Source organism: Anaerobacillus sp., assembly GCF_046314235.1.
Classification (GTDB): Bacteria; Bacillota; Bacilli; order Bacillales; family Anaerobacillaceae; genus Anaerobacillus.
The window spans coordinates 74,071-92,298 of the sequence record NZ_JBKBWN010000004.1; the positions used below are offsets into that span (position 1 = coordinate 74,071).

General features: G+C 37.3%; 16 protein-coding genes. 11 read left to right on the forward strand and 5 right to left on the reverse strand.

Features of this window, described 5'->3' with window-relative positions; translation table 11 throughout:
• Positions 1-2: 2 nt before the first annotated feature.
• On the forward strand, positions 3-1,637 hold the full coding sequence (gene ilvD / locus ACK4M9_RS06415) for a dihydroxy-acid dehydratase (protein WP_409848779.1): 1,635 nt from the start codon (positions 3-5) through the stop codon (positions 1,635-1,637).
• A gap of 241 nt (positions 1,638-1,878) precedes the next feature.
• Complete coding sequence (locus ACK4M9_RS06420; protein WP_409848780.1) at positions 1,879-2,085, forward strand: hypothetical protein; 207 nt, start codon at positions 1,879-1,881, stop codon at positions 2,083-2,085.
• Between the two features lie 235 nt (positions 2,086-2,320).
• Here ACK4M9_RS06420 and ACK4M9_RS06425 read toward each other — a convergent pair whose 3' ends face one another.
• Both ACK4M9_RS06425 and ACK4M9_RS06430 read right to left on the reverse strand, forming a co-directional pair.
• Positions 2,321-3,844 (reverse strand): gluconokinase, encoded by a 1,524-nt coding sequence (locus ACK4M9_RS06425; RefSeq protein WP_409848781.1) that lies wholly within the window; start codon positions 3,842-3,844, stop codon positions 2,321-2,323.
• A gap of 17 nt (positions 3,845-3,861) precedes the next feature.
• On the reverse strand, positions 3,862-4,710 hold the full coding sequence (locus ACK4M9_RS06430) for a MurR/RpiR family transcriptional regulator (RefSeq protein WP_409848782.1): 849 nt from the start codon (positions 4,708-4,710) through the stop codon (positions 3,862-3,864).
• A gap of 420 nt (positions 4,711-5,130) precedes the next feature.
• Between ACK4M9_RS06430 and ACK4M9_RS06435 the strand changes: the two genes are divergently transcribed.
• From ACK4M9_RS06435 to ACK4M9_RS06460, 6 genes are all read left to right on the forward strand, one after another.
• Positions 5,131-6,192, forward strand: a complete 1,062-nt coding sequence (locus ACK4M9_RS06435; RefSeq protein WP_409848783.1) for a TRAP transporter substrate-binding protein — start codon at positions 5,131-5,133, stop codon at positions 6,190-6,192.
• 282 nt (positions 6,193-6,474) lie between these two features.
• Positions 6,475-6,999, forward strand: coding sequence for a TRAP transporter small permease (locus ACK4M9_RS06440; protein WP_409848784.1), 525 nt, complete (start codon positions 6,475-6,477; stop codon positions 6,997-6,999).
• A gap of 12 nt (positions 7,000-7,011) precedes the next feature.
• Positions 7,012-8,280 (forward strand): TRAP transporter large permease, encoded by a 1,269-nt coding sequence (locus ACK4M9_RS06445; protein WP_409848785.1) that lies wholly within the window; start codon positions 7,012-7,014, stop codon positions 8,278-8,280.
• Between the two features lie 30 nt (positions 8,281-8,310).
• Complete coding sequence (locus tag ACK4M9_RS06450; RefSeq protein ID WP_409848786.1) at positions 8,311-8,571, forward strand: HPr family phosphocarrier protein; 261 nt, start codon at positions 8,311-8,313, stop codon at positions 8,569-8,571.
• A gap of 177 nt (positions 8,572-8,748) precedes the next feature.
• Positions 8,749-9,645, forward strand: a complete 897-nt coding sequence (locus tag ACK4M9_RS06455; RefSeq protein ID WP_409848787.1) for an AEC family transporter — start codon at positions 8,749-8,751, stop codon at positions 9,643-9,645.
• 17 nt (positions 9,646-9,662) lie between these two features.
• Positions 9,663-10,643: a C-terminal binding protein gene (locus tag ACK4M9_RS06460; RefSeq protein ID WP_409848788.1), complete on the forward strand. Its 981-nt coding sequence runs from the start codon at positions 9,663-9,665 to the stop codon at positions 10,641-10,643.
• Positions 10,644-10,807: 164 nt separating this feature from the next.
• On the opposite strand, the gene ACK4M9_RS06465 is transcribed toward ACK4M9_RS06460, so the two are convergent.
• Positions 10,808-12,181 carry a sodium-dependent transporter gene (locus tag ACK4M9_RS06465; protein WP_409848789.1) on the reverse strand — a complete coding sequence of 458 codons (1,374 nt, stop codon included), beginning with the start codon at positions 12,179-12,181 and terminating at the stop codon, positions 10,808-10,810.
• A gap of 197 nt (positions 12,182-12,378) precedes the next feature.
• On the opposite strand from ACK4M9_RS06465, the gene ACK4M9_RS06470 reads away from it, so the two are divergent.
• Positions 12,379-13,614 (forward strand): cell wall-binding repeat-containing protein, encoded by a 1,236-nt coding sequence (locus ACK4M9_RS06470; RefSeq protein ID WP_409848790.1) that lies wholly within the window; start codon positions 12,379-12,381, stop codon positions 13,612-13,614.
• A gap of 156 nt (positions 13,615-13,770) precedes the next feature.
• On the opposite strand, the gene ACK4M9_RS06475 is transcribed toward ACK4M9_RS06470, so the two are convergent.
• The gene (locus ACK4M9_RS06475) at positions 13,771-15,297 is read right to left on the reverse strand and encodes an FAD-dependent oxidoreductase (RefSeq protein WP_409848791.1); all 1,527 of its coding nucleotides are present in this window, start codon (positions 15,295-15,297) and stop codon (positions 13,771-13,773) included.
• Positions 15,298-15,420: 123 nt separating this feature from the next.
• On the opposite strand from ACK4M9_RS06475, the gene ACK4M9_RS06480 reads away from it, so the two are divergent.
• Complete coding sequence (locus ACK4M9_RS06480; RefSeq protein WP_409848792.1) at positions 15,421-16,185, forward strand: Cof-type HAD-IIB family hydrolase; 765 nt, start codon at positions 15,421-15,423, stop codon at positions 16,183-16,185.
• Between the two features lie 169 nt (positions 16,186-16,354).
• On the opposite strand, the gene ACK4M9_RS06485 is transcribed toward ACK4M9_RS06480, so the two are convergent.
• On the reverse strand, positions 16,355-17,335 hold the full coding sequence (locus ACK4M9_RS06485) for a Gfo/Idh/MocA family protein (RefSeq protein ID WP_409848793.1): 981 nt from the start codon (positions 17,333-17,335) through the stop codon (positions 16,355-16,357).
• Positions 17,336-17,524: 189 nt separating this feature from the next.
• On the opposite strand from ACK4M9_RS06485, the gene ACK4M9_RS06490 reads away from it, so the two are divergent.
• Entirely contained in the window at positions 17,525-18,052 is a 528-nt protein-coding gene (locus tag ACK4M9_RS06490) for a P-loop NTPase family protein (RefSeq protein ID WP_409848794.1), read from the forward strand.
• The last annotated feature ends 176 nt before the right edge of the window (positions 18,053-18,228 follow it).

Here is an 18,228-nt window from a genome sequence, read left to right on the forward strand (position 1 = left end):
TTATGGAAAACAAACTATCTGAAATTGCTCCATTTACTAGAGCTATATTAAAAGCACACCTATGCTCATGTGGTGTTGATTATAAAAACATGGATAAACCTATTATTGCAATTGCTAACTCTTGGAACGAAGTTGTTCCTGGACATGTACATTTGCGCGAACTTTCTGAGCGTGTAAAAAAAGGGGTTCGTGAGGCAGGCGGTTTACCACTAGAATTTAATACAATTGCTGTTTGTGACGGTATCGCTCAAGGTCATGAAGGAATGAGATATTCGTTACCGAGTCGTGAAACAATTGCCGATAGCGTTGAAATTATGGTGAAAGGCCATGGGATGTTTGATGGAATGGTTGCCCTAAGTTCATGTGATAAAATTGTTCCAGGTATGTTGATGGCTGCTGGTCGTTTGAACCTACCTTCTGTAGTCGTTCTTGGTGGAGTTATGCCAAATCATATAAAGCCATATGAATCGAAAGCGGCGAGAAAAGACTTTTTAGCAGGGAAGCTAGATGAAGAAGGGTTAGTTAAAATTACAAATCTGTATTATCCAAGTGCAGGGGCATGTCCATTCCTTGGTACTGCCAATACAATGCAAGGTCTATCAGAGGCTCTTGGTATGGCTTTACCAAAAACATCGTGGATGCAAGCCTTATCTGATGAACAGTTAGATGCTGCGGAGGAGGCAGGTCGCCAAGTGGTAGAACTTGTAAAAAAGGGGATTACTCCGAAACAAATTATGACTCAAGAGGCATTTGAAAATGCTATTTCAGTTCTTTTAGCAATGGGTGGATCTTTAAATGCATGTTTACACTTGCCAGCAATTGCTCATGAAGTAGGTCTTCAGCTTCCATTTGATTTATTTGACGACATTAGCCGTAAAGTTCCATTTTTAGCAGGAGTTACGCCAAATAATAATGAATATACAACAAATGACTTACAACGAGCAGGTGGAATGCCTGCGTTAATGCAAGAATTGCGTTCTTTACTCCACTTAAATGAAATAACTGTGAATGGCCAAACAGTAGGAGAAAATATCGAAGGCCATGATGTTCTAGACCGTGAGATCATTTATTCCTTAGAAAAACCAATTGATCAAGAAGGTGGAATCGCTGTTTTAAAAGGAAATTTGGTAAAAGATGGCGCTTTAATTAAACAGTCGGCGGTTTCCAAGGACCTTCTTACTTTCTCTGGTCCAGCAAAGGTGTTTAACTCCGAGGAAGATTTTGTGGCAGCATATGAACAAGATCAAATTTTTGAAGGAGACGCTGTCGTGATTCGTTATGAAGGTCCTAAAGGGGGACCTGGAATGCGAGAATTACATCGTTGTACAGAAGTGTTAGGGAAGTTTAAGCGAGTAGCCCTTATTACCGATGGACGTTTCTCAGGGGCAAGTGCAGGACTTTCCATTGGGTATGCTAGTCCTGAAGCTGCAGAAGGTGGAACACTCGCACTAGTAGAAGATGGCGATATTATTGAAATTGATATTCCAAGTCGCTCTATTAATCTAGTTGTTTCAGATGCTGAGTTAGCAGAACGGGCTTCAAGTTTAGAAATTCTTAAACGTGAAGCTAGTAAGTATTTACGTATGTATGCAAACAACGCTTCGTCAGCGGCTACTGGTGGTATTAGAAAATTATAGTTAAATGGAACTCCCACTAGGCTAGTCTAGTGGGAGTTTTTTCAATAATAAACACAGTAAAGAAAAAATCATTATTCATCAGATGATGCCTACAATTATCGACTTGTAGCGGCCTTCTTATTCCTAGAAAAAAATTAAAAAAAATTTAAAATAGTAGTGTTTAATTTTAATTGTGATCATATATCTTCTATAAATAGTGCTTAAAAGTCTCCAGAAATTTTAACGAAATGGGTGTGAGGAATTGGTAAATGTTGTTTACTATGAAAAAAGCGATATTCTATTAAGTCAGCTGTTAAATGAGGTACCATCAGAAGGACAAGGGATTAAAATTAAGGGAAGAAAAGGGGTAGTTCTCCGTGTAGAAAGAATTAATGAAAAAAAATTCCACGTACACGTAGAATTAATGAAAGAAGATAAGAATAAAAAAGAAGTAATCAAGAAAAAGTAAAAAAGCATGGAGGATTAAAATCTTTATTTACTCAATGTAAAGTTAGTAGGTATTTTTTTTGATATAATAACTAATTTAATAATTATAAAAAGTCCTGCATGAAGAGATGCAGGACTTTTTATAGGATACTAGTTTATAGTGGAATTACTATTTGTGAACCCAAAGTTAATTCTTACGGGTCGTCATTTGGATTTGCTTTAATCAAGTCAGCTACACTTACACATGCTCTTCTTTGTTAGTGTTTTCGCTGAAAATTAGCTAGTGTTGTAAAGTGTGGCTTTAAAGCCATATATAACTCTCGGTAGGTCTCGTATAGTTCTTTGTATATTTTATGTGATTCACCGTTAGGCTCATAAGTCTGTTTCATCGGAATTGATTCCTTTATTCCTTCTAAAGAAGAGGCTTCACCAACTGCAAGGAGGGCAAACCAAGCAGCACCCCAAGCTGAACTTTGGTGACTTTCAGGTACTTGCACTGAATGGCCAAAAATATCGGCAACCATTTGTAACCAGAGTGGTGAGCGGGCAAAGCCGCCACTTGCAAATAAATTAACAGGTTGTCCAGCAAGTCGTTCTAATGCCTCACCGACACTATAGAGGCTATAAACAACTCCCTCTAAACCGGCTCGAATTATATGCTCCTTCTTATGAGACAAAGTTAGTCCAATTAAGCTTCCACGAGCATTAGCATCCCAGTAAGGTGCACGTTCTCCGTTTAAAAACGGTAAGAAGAGAAGGCCGTTTGACCCTGGAGTAACATCGGAAGCTAATTTTGTTAATAAGTCGTAAGAATTTCCACCTTGTTGCAATGCTAGAGCTACTTCTTTTTCCCCTAACACATCTCGAAGCCATTGGAAAACAATCCCGCCATTGTTTGTAGGGCCACCCATAATCCAACGATCATCAGTTACAGCATAACAAAAGATTTCTTGTAGTTCGTCTGTTTTTGGCTTTGCGGACATTTGACGAATCGCTCCACTCGTTCCAACGGTTAAAGCGACATCACCAGGGGCAATGGCACCGATGCCTAAATTGGCTAAAGGTCCATCACTTCCGCCAAGAACAAACGGAGTATTGATATCTAGTCCCATTTCATTTGCGAGCTCGTTACTTAATCCTTGGCATATCGTTGTTGGAGCTACTGGTTTAGATAATTGTTCTCTTCGAATCCCTGCAACCAAAAGGACCTCATCATCCCAGTCAAACGAATGGATATTAAATAAACCAGTTGCAGATGCAACAGAATAATCAACTACAGCTTCACCAAACCACCTTAATAACAAAAATTCTTTTATAGAAACGAACTTACTAGCATTTTCATAAGGTAAATAGTTGTTTTCTTTCATCCAAACCAGTTTACAAAGAGGAGACATCGGATGAATAGGTGTCCCAGTTTTTAAATAAATGTCTGTCTGTAATCGAAGTCGTTTTGCTTGATCGACACTTCGTCCGTCTGCCCATATGATCGACGGAGAGAGGGGTTGGTCATTGTCGTCAATGCAGATAAGAGAGTGCATCGCCGTTGATAGACCGATCGCCGTGACTTGGCTCTTATCAGCATTAGCATTTTTAATAACAGTTCGGATCGCTTCAATAGCAGCTTTTTCTATGATGATAGGATCTTGCTCTGCCCAAGAAGGATGGGGGTGGTGAACAGGGTAAAGGCTTTCACTTTCTCCGACAACAAGACCATTTTTTCGAAATAAAACTGCTTTTGCACTGGTAGTTCCGATATCTAATCCGATAACGTATTTTTCCATAATTAAGGCACATCCTTTTATAGACGTTTTAATGAAATAGCTGACCTAATTCTCTGTAACGAATTTTTCATTGTTTCTTTTCTCGCAATACTAATGTTTACATAGAGAGCATCGATAATACTTAATTGTGCAAGTCTTGATGACAATGCTTCTGAACGGTACTCAGTTTCATCACTGACGGTAAAAAGGGTAATATCTGCTCCTTGGCTGAGAGGTGATTTAGCTAAAGTAGTAATAGCAATCGTAAATGCCCCAGCATTCTTTGCTACCTCAAGTGCTTCAAGCATGTCTTTGTTTGAGCCAGAATGAGAAATTAACACAGCGACATCATTTTTGTTGAGTAAGGCAGCTGACATGATTTGTAAGTGGGAATCACTATAAGCCACACTTTGCAAACCGGTTCGTAAAAATTTGTGATGAGCATCTTCTGCAACAGACCCTGAGCCGCCATTTCCATAAAATTCAATTTTATTAGCGTTTAGGATGGCTTGTACCGCTTCCTTAAAATGATCTTTCTCAATAATTCGTAACGTTTCTTCTAATGTTCTAATGTTTGCTTTGAAAACCTTCTCGGCTACTTCTTTTTCGCTATCACCTATCTTAATTTTCTCGTGAATATCATCCATTAAATTGACTACTTCAGAAGCTAAAGCAATTTTCATTGCTTGATAGCCTTTAAATCCGATCCGCTTACAAAATCGAAAAACTGTTGCTTCAGCTAAACCTAAATCTTCAGCTACCTGACTAATCGTTGAATGAACAATTTTTTTGGGGTTACTCATAACATAATCTGCAATTTGTTTTTCTTTATCACTGAAATCTGCATATGAAGATTTTATTCGGGCAATGCAATGCGTTTGAACCATACGTATTTTCACTCCTAAGAAAAGTATTTCTACTATCTATAATATATGATAACCGAAAATAAAAAAATATTTTTTCATAAAAAGTATTGAAAAAGAAATAATTTATCATATAATTAGTTTTGTAAGGAATTTTCTTTCAAACGATCAAAAAAGAAATAAAGTTTCATAATCGGTTGTAATAAGAATTGGCAATTATGCAGAAAGTAAACTAGAGCATAATTTCTAGAAATGGAAGATATTTGAGGAGGGTAGAAGATAATTTCGAAGGTAGGACTTCGCCATCTAAAGTAGTTATTGCATTAAGAAATGAATTTGGTGAGATCATACTTTTTGCAATTACATGTAAACGCTAACATTGTTACAACTGAACTAATTTTTATTCAGTTTAATAAATGAGAAAATCAAGGAGGAAATTTAAAAATGAAAAAAAAATTAGGATTATTTCTTAGCACAGCAATCTTAGCACTAGGTATCGTAGGCTGTGGGGGAGGCGCTACTCCTACACCGGAAACACCAGCTCCTGGTGGAGATACTACGACAGAAGCACCAACAGAAGTAAAAACAATGCGCGCAGGGATCGGTCTTAATGACCAACATCCACAGTACAAAGGGTTAGTTAAATTTAAGGAACTCGTAGAAGAGCAAACAAACGGTGCGATCATTGTAGAAACATACCATAGTGGACAGCTTGGCGACGATCGTACAATGACAGAAGCCCTGCAACTTGGTTCTCAGGAGATTACAATTCCTTCTACAGCAGTAATTGCTAACTTTATTCCGGAATTTAGTGTGTTCGATATCCCGTTTTTATTCCCTAATGAGGAAGTAGCAGACGCTGTATTAGGAGGAGAAGTAGGAGAAGAACTATTATCAAGATTAGCTGATCAAAGATTGGTTGGTTTAGGTTACTGGGAGAATGGTTTCCGTGATTTAACAAACAGTAGACACCCTGTTGCAACTGTTGATGACTTTAAAGGCTTAAAGATACGTACAATGGAAAACCAGTTACATTTAGAAGCATTCCGTGCACTTGGAGCAAATCCAACGCCAATGGCATTCACAGAGTTATTTGCGGCAATGCAACAAGGTACAGTTGATGGACAAGAAAACCCTTATGCGACAATCTATTTACAAAAGTTTTATGAAGTTCAACAGTACGTTTCTGATACTCACCATATTTATAGCCCATGGGTATTCCTAGTGAGCAAATCATTCTTTGATGGGTTAACTCCAGAGCACCAAGAAATCGTTACAAACGCAGCTTATGAAGCAGGAGCATACCAACGTAATATGAACCGTGAAACTGCGGCTGAGTATTTAGCGAACTTACAAGCTGAGGGAATGACATTCACTGAAGTTTCTCCAGAAGCTCGTCAAGAAATGGTGGACACAGTTGCACCTGTAATTGAAAAATTTGCTGATCAAATTGGTAGAGATGTAGTAGATGCAGTATTCCAAGCAGTAGCAGAAGCGCAACAATAATAATAAATCGAAGAGAGGGTGCATGGCACCTTCTCTTACTAATAAATTTTGGAAAGCACAAGTGTTTATCTGTTCGTACTTTAGAAAAGGATAAGGAAAACTGGGGTCTGTGCTTTCATGAATGTTGGCAAGTCAATTCTAAGGTAAACAGTTGTGCTTTCCTTAAAAACGATTGAAGTTTCATATTCCCATTTAGCTAGATGTCATGCTGATGCAGAGCAGAGAAGGTTCTATGATCTTCATTATAGAGGATATGTATTTTGTAAAAAGGAGAGGAAATAGATGAAAGTACTGAAATGGTTTGATGATCATACTGAAGAAGTAATTCTTGTTGTCTTTTCAGTAATAATGGTTTCTGTTATTTTCTTACAAGTTATTATGCGTTACGTCTTTGATGCGTCACTCTCATGGTCTGAGGAATTAGCTCGTTATAGTTTCATTTGGCTTGTTTATATTGGAATTAGTTACGGGGTTAAGAAACAACGTCATATTAAAGTCGATGTTCTTTTACTGTTATTTAAAGAAAGAGGAAGATTAGTTCTTACAATTATCTCAAATTTACTGTTTTTGTCTTTCTGTTTGTTCGTTATTCGTTATGGATCAGGTATAGCCATGACAATTCTTGAATTAGGTCAAAAATCGCCTGCAAATCAAATTCCAATGGGCTTCGTTTATTTAGCGGCACCGGTTGGGATGGGACTAGCGGCCATTCGTATCATCCAGAACTTAATTAAACAATTTAAAGCATTGTTCGGTGATGGTGAATTGGAAATAAAAACAACACAAGAAAAACTACAGGAAGAGTAGGAGGGCTAAAAGATGGTAGCAGCAGTTTTATTTATTTCATTTGCATTATTTCTACTATTAAGTGTTCCAATTGGTATCGCTCTTGGTTTATCCACACTTGTGACAATTTTATATTCCGGTTCACTACCACTAGAATTCTTAGCAAAAGAATTAGTTACATCAGTTGACTCATTTCCACTAATGGCTGTACCGTTTTTTATTTTAGCTGGTGAGATTATGGGTAAAGGCGGAATTTCTGAACGCCTCTTCCGCGTTGCAAACTCCCTAGTTGGTAACAAGACAGGTGGTTTTGCTATTGCCACAATCATCACTTGTATGTTTTTCGCAGCAATTTCTGGTTCAGGTCCTGCAACAGTTGCAGCTATTGGTGGAATTATGATCCCTGCAATGGTGCGTCAAGGCTATGACAAGCGATTTGCAACGGCTGTTGTTTGTGCCGCGGGATCATTAGGAGTTATTATTCCACCAAGTATTCCGATGGTCATCTATGGTGTAGTTGGGAACGTTTCAATTGCTAACATGTTTATTGCTGGTATAATTCCAGGACTATTAGTTGGTTTTGCATTAATTGTTTATGCATATTTCTACTCTAAAAAAATGGGCTATACTGGCCTAGATGAAAAAACATCAATAAGTGGTATTGCCAAATCAGTTTGGGATGCCAAATGGGCGTTATTAATTCCAATTATTATTTTAGGTGGGATATACGGCGGCATCTTTACACCGACGGAAGCAGCTGTTATAGCAGTTGTTTATGGTTTAGTTGCTGGCTTACTTTTATACAGAGAATTAAAAATTAAGGATTTACCAAGTGTTCTCGCAAATTCCGCACTAACTACAGCAACAATATTAATTATTGTTGGAACAGCTACAGCATTTGGTCGTCTGTTAACTATTCAACAAATTCCGAATCAAGTGGCTCAAGCGATGTTATCAGTTTCAGAAAGTCCAATTGTAATTATCCTATTAATTACATTATTACTCCTAATCGTAGGATGCTTTATGGATACGTTGGCAGCGATAATTATTTTAACACCAATCTTATTACCAATTGCAATCAACATTGGCTATGATCCAGTTCATTTTGGAATTATTATGGTGTTAAACTTAGCAATTGGTTTTATAACACCTCCACTCGGAGTAAATCTATTTGTTGGTTCGGGCATATCAGGATTATCAATAGAAGCTTTATCAAAAGCTATTGTACCGTTCTTCTTAGTAATGGTATTTACATTATTTATCGTAATTTTCTTGCCTCAAATTTCACTGTTTTTCTTATAAAAATATAATATAGAAGGATTGAAGCTGAAAATGGAGAAAGAATGTACTAAAGATATTATTGTAAACATTTCTGAAGACCAAACAATCACTGATTTAAGCAAGTCAATTCAACCACTTAAATCTGAGATTTTTCTTAAAAAACAGGTGAGAGGGATGATTGTTGAAGTCAATTTAAAAAGTTTCCTCGGTTTAATTACACTACAACTGCAAAATGGAGATAAATTATTCATTCGAGCCGTTGGTGATGATTGCGACCTAGCGGTAGAAGAGATCGAAAAATATTTAACCTAAGAAATGAAAGAAAAACGGTAGGGTCTTCCAACCGTTTTTCTTTCATACTTTATGAATGTAATGAATTTCAAATTCTATATTATCGTCAATAAGATACAATATGTAGTTCCGTTAAAGCGCTCGAAACTACATTGAAAAGCTATTAAATAGCTCTAATGGCGACACGAGAGGTAAAATATGGAAATATTTTTTCAAGTAGTACTGCCTGTAATCTTAGTGTTTTTATTTGGTTACTTAGTTCAAATTTGGAAAAGGCTTGATATTAAATCGATATCAACCGTAGCCATTTACGTCATGACACCGTGCTTAGTCTTCCGTGTTTTTTATTCAGCCGAATTAGATATGCAATATTTCTATATGGTCATTTTTTCCGCCATTTTACTAATTACGATTATAGTTATCAATGTGATTTATGCAAGAATTCGAAAATATAACCAATCCATTGAGAGTGGTCTTATTCTCTCTACCGCTTTTATGAATTCAGGAAACTACGGGGCACCAATTATTTTATTTGCATATGGAGATATTGGTTTTGCCTACTCTGTATCGTTTTTAGTTTTACAAGCCATTATTATGAATTTTTTCGGAGTTTATTATGCTGCAAGAGGTAAAGCTACCATTGGAGTGGCAATAAAATCAGTTTTTGAAATGCCTGCTACGTATGCGGTAATTATTGCCCTTTTGCTAAAAGGTTTTCAACTAAAAATTCCTAACAATCTTTTTCAAACAATCGATATTATCGCAGATGCAACGATTCCAACCGTGATGATCATCTTAGGGATGCAGCTTGCTAATATTAAATGGTCGAAGTTTGAATGGGGACATATTTCATACGGAGTAATAGTAAGACTAATCATTTCACCATTCATTGCTTATCTGATTACATTGCTATTCCCGTTTGACCCGTTACTCGCAAAAGTACTCATTGTGTCTGCAGCGATGCCTTCTGCAGCAACAATTGTTATGTATGCAGTTCAATTCAATGCACAACCAAGACTCGTATCCGCGATTACATTAATGACAACGGTTGTTAGTATTTTTACTATAACGATATTACTAGCTATTCTAGGCTAGGCTAAGGAGCGAACAGCATGTTTAAAGTAGTTGTCACCGATTATGAATATAAGAGTTTAGCTACTGAACAAGAAGTACTAAAAGAAATTGGAATTGAATTAACTACGGCTCAATGTCGGACAGAGGAAGATGTCATTGAAGCGTGTAAAGATGCCGATGGATTAATAAATCAATATGCACCAATTACAAGAAAGGTAATAGAAAAACTTGAGAAATGTAAAGTCATCGCCCGCTATGGTGTGGGAGTAAACACCATAGATGTTGATGCAGCAACTGAAAAAGGAATTATTGTCAGTAATGTAACAGACTATTGTATAGATGAGGTTTCTGATCACGCGTTTGCCCTCTTAATGAGCGCAGCTAGAAAAGTAGTTCACTTAGATAAAGCTGTAAAAGAAGGGATTTGGGATTTTAATGTAGGAGTCCCAATCTATCGGTTAAGAGGGCGAGTGTTGGGCTTAGTTGGGTTTGGTCAAATCCCTCAAGCGTTGGCTAGTAAGGCTCAAGCCTTTGGATTAGAAGTGCTTGCGTTCGATCCATTTGTTAATGAAGAGGTGGCCAAGCAACTAAACGTTCAATTAGTTAGTTTAGACGAGCTTTGTAAACAAGCAGATTATATTTCCGTACATGCTCCACTTAACGAGAAAACAACTGGTATGATTACTACTGCCCAATTTAAGTTAATGAAACAAGAAGCATTTATTATTAATACGGCAAGAGGACCTGTAATCGATGAAAAAGCATTAATTAAAGCCTTACAAGAAGGGACAATTGCAGGGGCGGCATTGGACGTTGTAGAAGTAGAACCAATATCGAAAGATAATCCGCTCATGAAAATGGATAATGTCATTCTTAATCCACATGTCGGTTGGTATTCAGAGGAAGCACAAGAAGAGCTGAAGCGAAAAACAGCTCAAAATGTCGTTAATGTGTTAAGCGGTTATTATCCTAAGTATTTTGTTAACCATTCCTTAAGGGAACAGCTTAAACTTAAATAAAAACGTGAAGACGAGTCAAACAGGTGATTTTAATCTGAGTCATTTTTTATTTGTAAGAAAAAAATAAACAGAAACAAAGCCGATCAGTCTTTTCTGATCGGCTTTATGTGAATATTACAAGATAATGAGTTTTACTAGTCTAGCAATGTGTTGCTTTGGGCTTATTATGAAAATAGGCCAAGAATTAGTTTAAGAAGGCCAGTTGATGCTAGGAAAATAAGGAAGATTGCAACTGGAGCAACATATCGTAATGTAAAGATCCATGCATTACCTAAAGCCGTATCGCCAAAATCTGAATCGGCAAGGGCATCAGATTTCTTCCAGCCCCAGCCCATAAATAAGGCAATAATTAGGCCACCAAGTGGAAGTAGGATATTTGAAGCGATAAAGTCCATGCTATCAAGAATATCTTTTCCAAAGAACGTGATGTCTGATAATGGCCCAATTCCTAAAGATGAAGGAACTCCTAGTAGGAAAATAACGCCACCGACAATAAGCGAAGCTTTCTGCCGTGACCAACTAAACTTCCGAATAAAATAGGCAACAGCTACTTCTAGTAATGAAATAGCAGATGATAAAGCTGCCGCAGCTAATAAGAAGAAGAATGCAAATCCAAATAACGTACCAAAGGCAATGCTATCGAAAATTCCAGGTAATGTAACAAATACAAGGCCAGGTCCATCTCCAGGGTTAATACCAAAAGCAAATACTGCTGGGAAAATCATTAGTCCCGAGATGATCGCAAATCCAGTATCTAATGTGGCTACACCAAGAGCTGCCCCAGGTAACTTTTCCTTATTAGACAAGTAACTACCATAAGTGATTAATGCACCCATACCTAGACTTAAGGAGAAAAATGCTTGCCCAAGCGCTGCTAAGTAGACGTTTGGATCTGCTAACTTACTCCAATCTGGTGAAAATAAGAAAGATAGTGCTTCACTTGCTCCCCCTAACGTTAAACTATAACCTGCAAGAATAATAACTAAAATAGCTAATAATGGCATTAAAATTTTATTTGAAGCTTCGATTCCCTTTTTTACACCCATAAATACAATTCCGATTGTTAAAGCCATAAACAAGAATTGCCATAAAAGTGGCTCATACGTACTTGTAATAAAGCCAACAAATACGTCCCCGTATTGGGCATCATTTTCAACTGCAAACCCACCAGTTAAATAACTAAAAAAGTACTTAACAGTCCAACCTGCGACGACTCCATAAAAGGATAAAATAATAAATGCAGAAGCAACTCCCATAAAACCGGCAACAATCCAAGGTTTTCCTGGTGCAAGTTTTTCAAAAGAGCCGACAGCGTCACTTTGAGCTTTTCTACCAATTGTGAACTCAGCCATAATAATCGGAATACCAATTGCAATAATACAAAGTAGGTATACGAGTAAAAATGCCGCTCCACCATTTTCTCCGGTAACATAAGAGAACCGCCAAATGTTACCTAATCCTACCGCTGACCCCATAGCTGCTAAAATAAACCCAAGCCTGGAATTCCATTGTTCGCGATTTGAATTTAATTGATCCATCACTAATTTCCTCCTTAAATCTTTAAATTTTAAGTGATAAATATTACTATAACATAATTTTCAGATATTTCTATATATTTTTATGATTATGTTCAAATTTTCAGAATAATACTAGATGTTTTCGGACTAGCCACATTTTCTTCATACTTTCTTCAAAACTAAGCACTATAATTACTGTAGAAAGGGAGGAATTAAAAATGAAAAAATTATTTTTAATAACGATAGCTTTATTTTCGATAAGCTTTTTTATTGGGTGTTCAAACGACCATGGCACAGATCACAATAAAGAAGCTGAGAAGGAGGATACGGTGTCTAAGCATGAAGGTCATGAGAGCTCAGCTGAAGTAAATTCTAGTGGGTTGTTACATTTTAATACGAAAAACGTCACGCGCTTAAACAGTAGTGACCCACTTGAAATTTCTGTGATGACATCACAGATGATTTGGCCAGCAACACATACTGCAAATCAACCAGGAACAATTATGTTAGCCCCTTTTGAAAATTGGCAGCTAGCTTTAGCAAGTTTGAATTTAGTTCATCATCCAAATGACGGTCCACTGTTATTTACGAAAAACGGTGAAATACCATCAATAATCCTTGCTGAAATTGAGAGACTGCAACCAAAAGGGAATATTAATGGTACACAAATTATGGTGATGGGTACTTTAAATGAAGGTGAATTAGAAAAATTAAGTGGCTATGAAATGATGTCGATTGAAGAAGTAGAACCAGCTGCGTTCGCTAATGAAATTGATAGCCTCTATGCAGAATTGACTAACAATATTCCAAATAGCGTAATTATTGGTTCCATGGACGAGGCAGGGAAGCTATTCTCTATTCCAACTGGAAGTTGGATTACCCACATGGATGAGCCATTGCTTTTTGTAACTGAGAATGATATTCCAGAAGCGACAAAGACTGCATTACAAAAAAGAAATGGAGATGCCGCAATATATGTAGTTGGACCTAAGAGTGTCATATCTCAAGAAGTAGTAGACCAACTCGGTGAGTATGGTAAAGTAACCCGAATTGACGGTGAAACACCAGAACAAGTTTCCATTGAATTCGCAAAGTATCGAGATCCTGTTACGAATTTTGGCTGGGAAGTTGTTGGTCCAGGTCATGGTTTAGTGATGTTATCTACGCAATTCCCAGAGCTAGCGATTACCGCTGCCCCATTTGCTCACTTAGGTAAACATGCTCCGATGGTATGGTTAGCTGAAGGGGATTTTTCAGAAGAAATGCACAACTATTTAGCACAGTTAAAACCTACGTTTGAACATGAACCTACAGAAGGACCTTACAACCATGCTTATTTAGTAGGGGACGAGGACCTTGTCCGATTTAAAGTTCAAGGTTTTATCGATGAAATGCTAGAGATTGTTCCAGCTGATGGAGCTGGCCACGGTGGCCATGGTAGTCATAGTCATTAATAATTAATAGGCTGTCCTATTTAAAGGCTTAGCCACCTCGTCTACGATAAATAGATTGTGTCGAACATCCATTTCTATTAAAGTAGCAGGAGGTGCGCTAAACTTATAGGACAGCCTTATTTATTCACTATTTAATATCTTGTTCACATTCAGTTTTCAAAAATCTACCTTTTTCAACGATAATTCTGTTGGTCCTTCGATAATATCCCCATTTATTGAATAGCGAGAACCGTGACAAGGGCAATCCCATGATTTATCACCATCATTCCATTCGACTTCACAACCTAAATGTTTGCAAGTGGAATCGACAACGTGTAACTGCCCTTCTTCGTCTCGGTAAGCACCGCATTTTTGACCATCAATTCTAACATGAGCTCCTTCTCCGATAGCGATATCTTCAAGATGTTTATGAATCATTCCGACCTTTCCTTTGACAAGTTGGTAAGCGACGTCGGCATTATGCTCAATAAATCTCTTGATATCTGGATCAGCATTGAACCGCGAAGGTGTATAAAGCTCAGCATAAGGGCTTGTACCTTTTGTAATTAAATCAGTCAAAATCATTGCTGCGGCAGTACCGTTTGTCATCCCCCATTTTCGATAACCAGTGGCAATGTATATATTTTTTGAACTAGATGTAAAGTGTCCAATATAAGGTAACTTATCAAGTGTGTAAATATCTTGAGCAGACCAGCGATAGTGAACGTCTGTTACCCCAAGCACTTCTTTCCCGAAATTAGCAAGGGCTTCATAGTGCTTCATCGTATTTATGCCGTGACCAGTTTTGTGCCCCTCGCCACTAAGCAAGAGAAGATTATCATCGTCAATTGGAGTTGTCCTTACTGAGCGTGTCGGTGTTTCTGCACTAATGTACATACCGCCTGGATATGGTTCATTGCTTTTAACAGCAACGATATAAGATCGTTCTTGATACATTCTCGCAAAATAGAAACCTGCCGCATCGTAAAAAGGGTAGTGCGAACAACAGAAGACGTTTTTGCTTGTTAGCGTTTTACCGTTTCTGGTCTTAACTTTTGGATGAGTGCCTTCTTCAATATCAACCGCAGTTGTCTTTTCAAATATTTGCCCGCCATTTTTAAGTATGCTCTCTACAAGTGGGAACAGATATTTTAGCGGATGAAACTGTGCTTGTCCTTTCATAACAAGGGCTTTTTTCATTGGTAATGACTTTAGTGGCATTTCATCTACTAAAGATCCTGGAATACCAAGCTTTTCGTAAGCTTTAGCTTCCTTTTCAAGCTTGCTTAACTCTTTGTCTGAGTTGGTATAAATATAGGCGTCATGCTCTTTGAAATCGCAATCAATCCCGAGCTGTTGAACCGTATCTTTAATGAAAGCACGAGCACTGTCATTTGCTAAGTAGTACTGTTTTGCTTTTTCCTCACCAAAATGACTAATAAATTCATCATAAATAATCCCATGTTGTGCCGTGACCTTTGCTGTCGTATGTCCAGTTGTCCCGTTTAATAGATTTCCTGCTTCAATAATTGCTACTTTTACCCCTTTTTGAGATAGTAAAAAACCTGCAGTAATGCCGGTAATTCCACCCCCAATAATTGTAACGTCAGTTGTTATATCCTCTTCTAGGCTTTTAAAAGAAGGGAGTTCTAAATTTTTGCGCCAATATGGTTCTGGGAACTGAGGCCATTTTAAATTAGTCATTTCTTTTCCTCCATTTCATTAGATAGACCTATTTTTTCCAAAAAAAAGATAATTATGAATGGATTTGTCAGACTTAAAACGTTACAATAGTAGAATAATTTTAGTGAAAGAAGGAATAAAAAAATGATCTTTTTTGATATAGATGGGACGCTGTTAAACGAAGAAAAGGAATTGCCGAGTTCTACGAAAGAGGCTATAGCAGACTTAAAGAAAGCTGGTCATCAAATTGCGATAGCGACGGGGAGAGCCCCGTTTATGTACAAAGATTTACGTGAAGAGTTAGAAATTGATACGTATGTTTCATTCAATGGGCAATATGTTGTTGCTAATGGAGAAGTTATCTATAAAAATCCATTGCATAGAGAAACTCTAAGGGAGTTGACTAATTTTGCAGGGACATCTGATCATAGTCTGGTATTTATGGACCATGAAGATATGCGAGCTAGTAACGAGTATGATCCATTTATTGTGGAAAGTATGGGAACTTTAAAGTTTACTCATCCAAAACATGATCTTACTTATATAGAAAATAAAGAGATTTACCAAACTTTATTATTCTGTAAAGATGATGCTGAACAAGCTTATATTGATAAATTTAATCAATTTCAGTTTATCCGTTGGCATCAAGTATCAACTGATATATTACCAGCAGGCGGCTCAAAGGCAAAAGGAATTGAGAGAGTCATTAACCACTTTGGTTTAAATAGCGATCAGATTTATGCTTTTGGAGATGGCTTAAACGATATTGAAATGCTGTCGTTTGTAAAAAATAGTGTAGCAATGGGGAACGCCCATGATGAAGTGAAGAAAGTGGCAAAGCATGTAACAAAACATGTCAATGAGGACGGAATTTTACATGGTCTTCAGTTAGTAGGACTTTTAAAGTAATACATTTTGTAGTTGGACTTTTAAGTAGTGAAATTTAGAAAAAGCTTGGAATGCGCATTGAAGTGCTCTTCCGGCTTTTTTGCGTTGCTCTCGAAAAATAATGGCGCAGAAGCCACAAAAAAAAGCCGCTTGATAGATAAATCACCAGTTTCAAGCGGCTAACGAGCTATTAGATTAGTTTTTGCCAATCATCATGTTGTGGATGGCGTAATGCTTCTAAGACGATTTGGGCATTATATCCATCAGAAAAGTCATAGAGTTCAGCTTGTTGCCCATGAACAGCTTTTGCAAACTCGGAAATTAAATCAAGGCTACTATCTTCCTTAACTGCTAACTCTGTTAACTCCTCGCCACTTTTTGCGACTAGAAGCTGTCGCCAGTTGCGGAGCAAAATTGTGCCTTTAGTGCCGTAAGCAGCGAACTCAAGCTGTTCTTCACCGCCAATATTACTTAACCCATCAATTAAAACGGAAACTCCATTTGCTAGTTTCATCTCTGCGATAATTCCATTTTCACATAGGGAAGGATCTTCAGGAGATTGCAATTTAGATCGAACTTCACTCACTGGTCCAAATATTCGTTGGATCGCTTGGATCCAATGAACACCTACTTCTAGTACATACCCACCTTGCTCACGTCCGGCTACCCAATCGCTTTGTTGCCATAATCGTGGCCAGTGAGGGAAATGCATTTTTAGATTGATGCGACGCAACTCGCCGATATAGCCATCGTTAACCATTTTTTCAAACTGTTGCAAACTAGCTTGATAATTTAATGGGAAATGCATCGCGTGAACAAGCGTTGTTTTTTGAACAGCTGCTAACATCCGATTTGCTTCCTCTACAGAGTTTGCTAACGGCTTTTCACACAAAATATGTTTGCCAGCTTTTATGGAGGCAAGGACAATTTCTTCGTGGAATTTTGGTGGAACAGCTACATAAACAGCGTCAATTTCAGTAAATCTCAAAAGTTCATTATAATCAGTGAACAAATTAATTACGTTAAAAGCTTCAGCCATTTCTTTTAAGCGTGTCTCAGACGTATCGCAAAAAGCCGAAACTACAATGTCGTCTCTAGTCTCGAAACTTTTAATTAATCGTTCACCAATCGCTCCTAAGCCAATAATCCCAATATGTATGTTTTTTGCCATAATAAATCGCTCCTTTTCAAAACTTATTCTATCTTTATCGAAGCTGTTTTGCCAGTAACTGATTATCGAACTGAATAAATTTTTTTATAATACTCTTTTTAACACTGCACTGCAGGAAGGTAATCTGAGACTTTTTCCAGTTGTTAAGTTAAACTAGTATTCTGTAAAATTTTTGGAGGTGAACCAGAAGTGAAGCGGATTATGGTGATAGGTGTTTCAGCGGGTGCAGGGAAATCAACCTTGGCAAGGAGGTTAGGGGAAGAATTAGAAATAGAAGTGATTCATTTAGATCGACTTTATTGGCGTCCGGGTTGGGTGGAATCCCCGTTGGATGAATTCCGTGCTAGCCAACAAGAGAATGTACAAAAAGAAAAGTGGATTATTGAAGGTAATTATAGCAATTCCTTTGATATTAGAGCAGAAAAGGCTGACACCATTGTTTATATTGAACTTCCATTATCAATATGCTTATATCGAGTTGTGAAAAGATGGATTACTAATATCGGAAAAAATAGACCAGATATGGCAGATGGCTGCGCAGAGAAACTTGATTGGAAGTTTATAAAATTTATTGTCAAGACATACAACCAACGAAAGAAAACTATGGCAGAAAGAATAGAAGCTTTTCGCAAAAAAAAGAAGAAAGTTTATATTTTGAAGAGCGAAAAAGAGGTTAGAAGTTTTACAATGAGGTTAAAAATTGAAATGCAAAACTAACAAACGTTTCTCTACTTTAAAATCTACGTGCATAGGTATTGGTAGCCGAAGTTTGACGAGACGAAGCAAAACATAAAATTGTTACTTGATGCAGATGAGTTCTTTCTTTTCTGATCGCAACATTATACTAGCTAGCTTCTTTTGACAAAACAAGTAACTCTGTTGTTTAGAAGCAA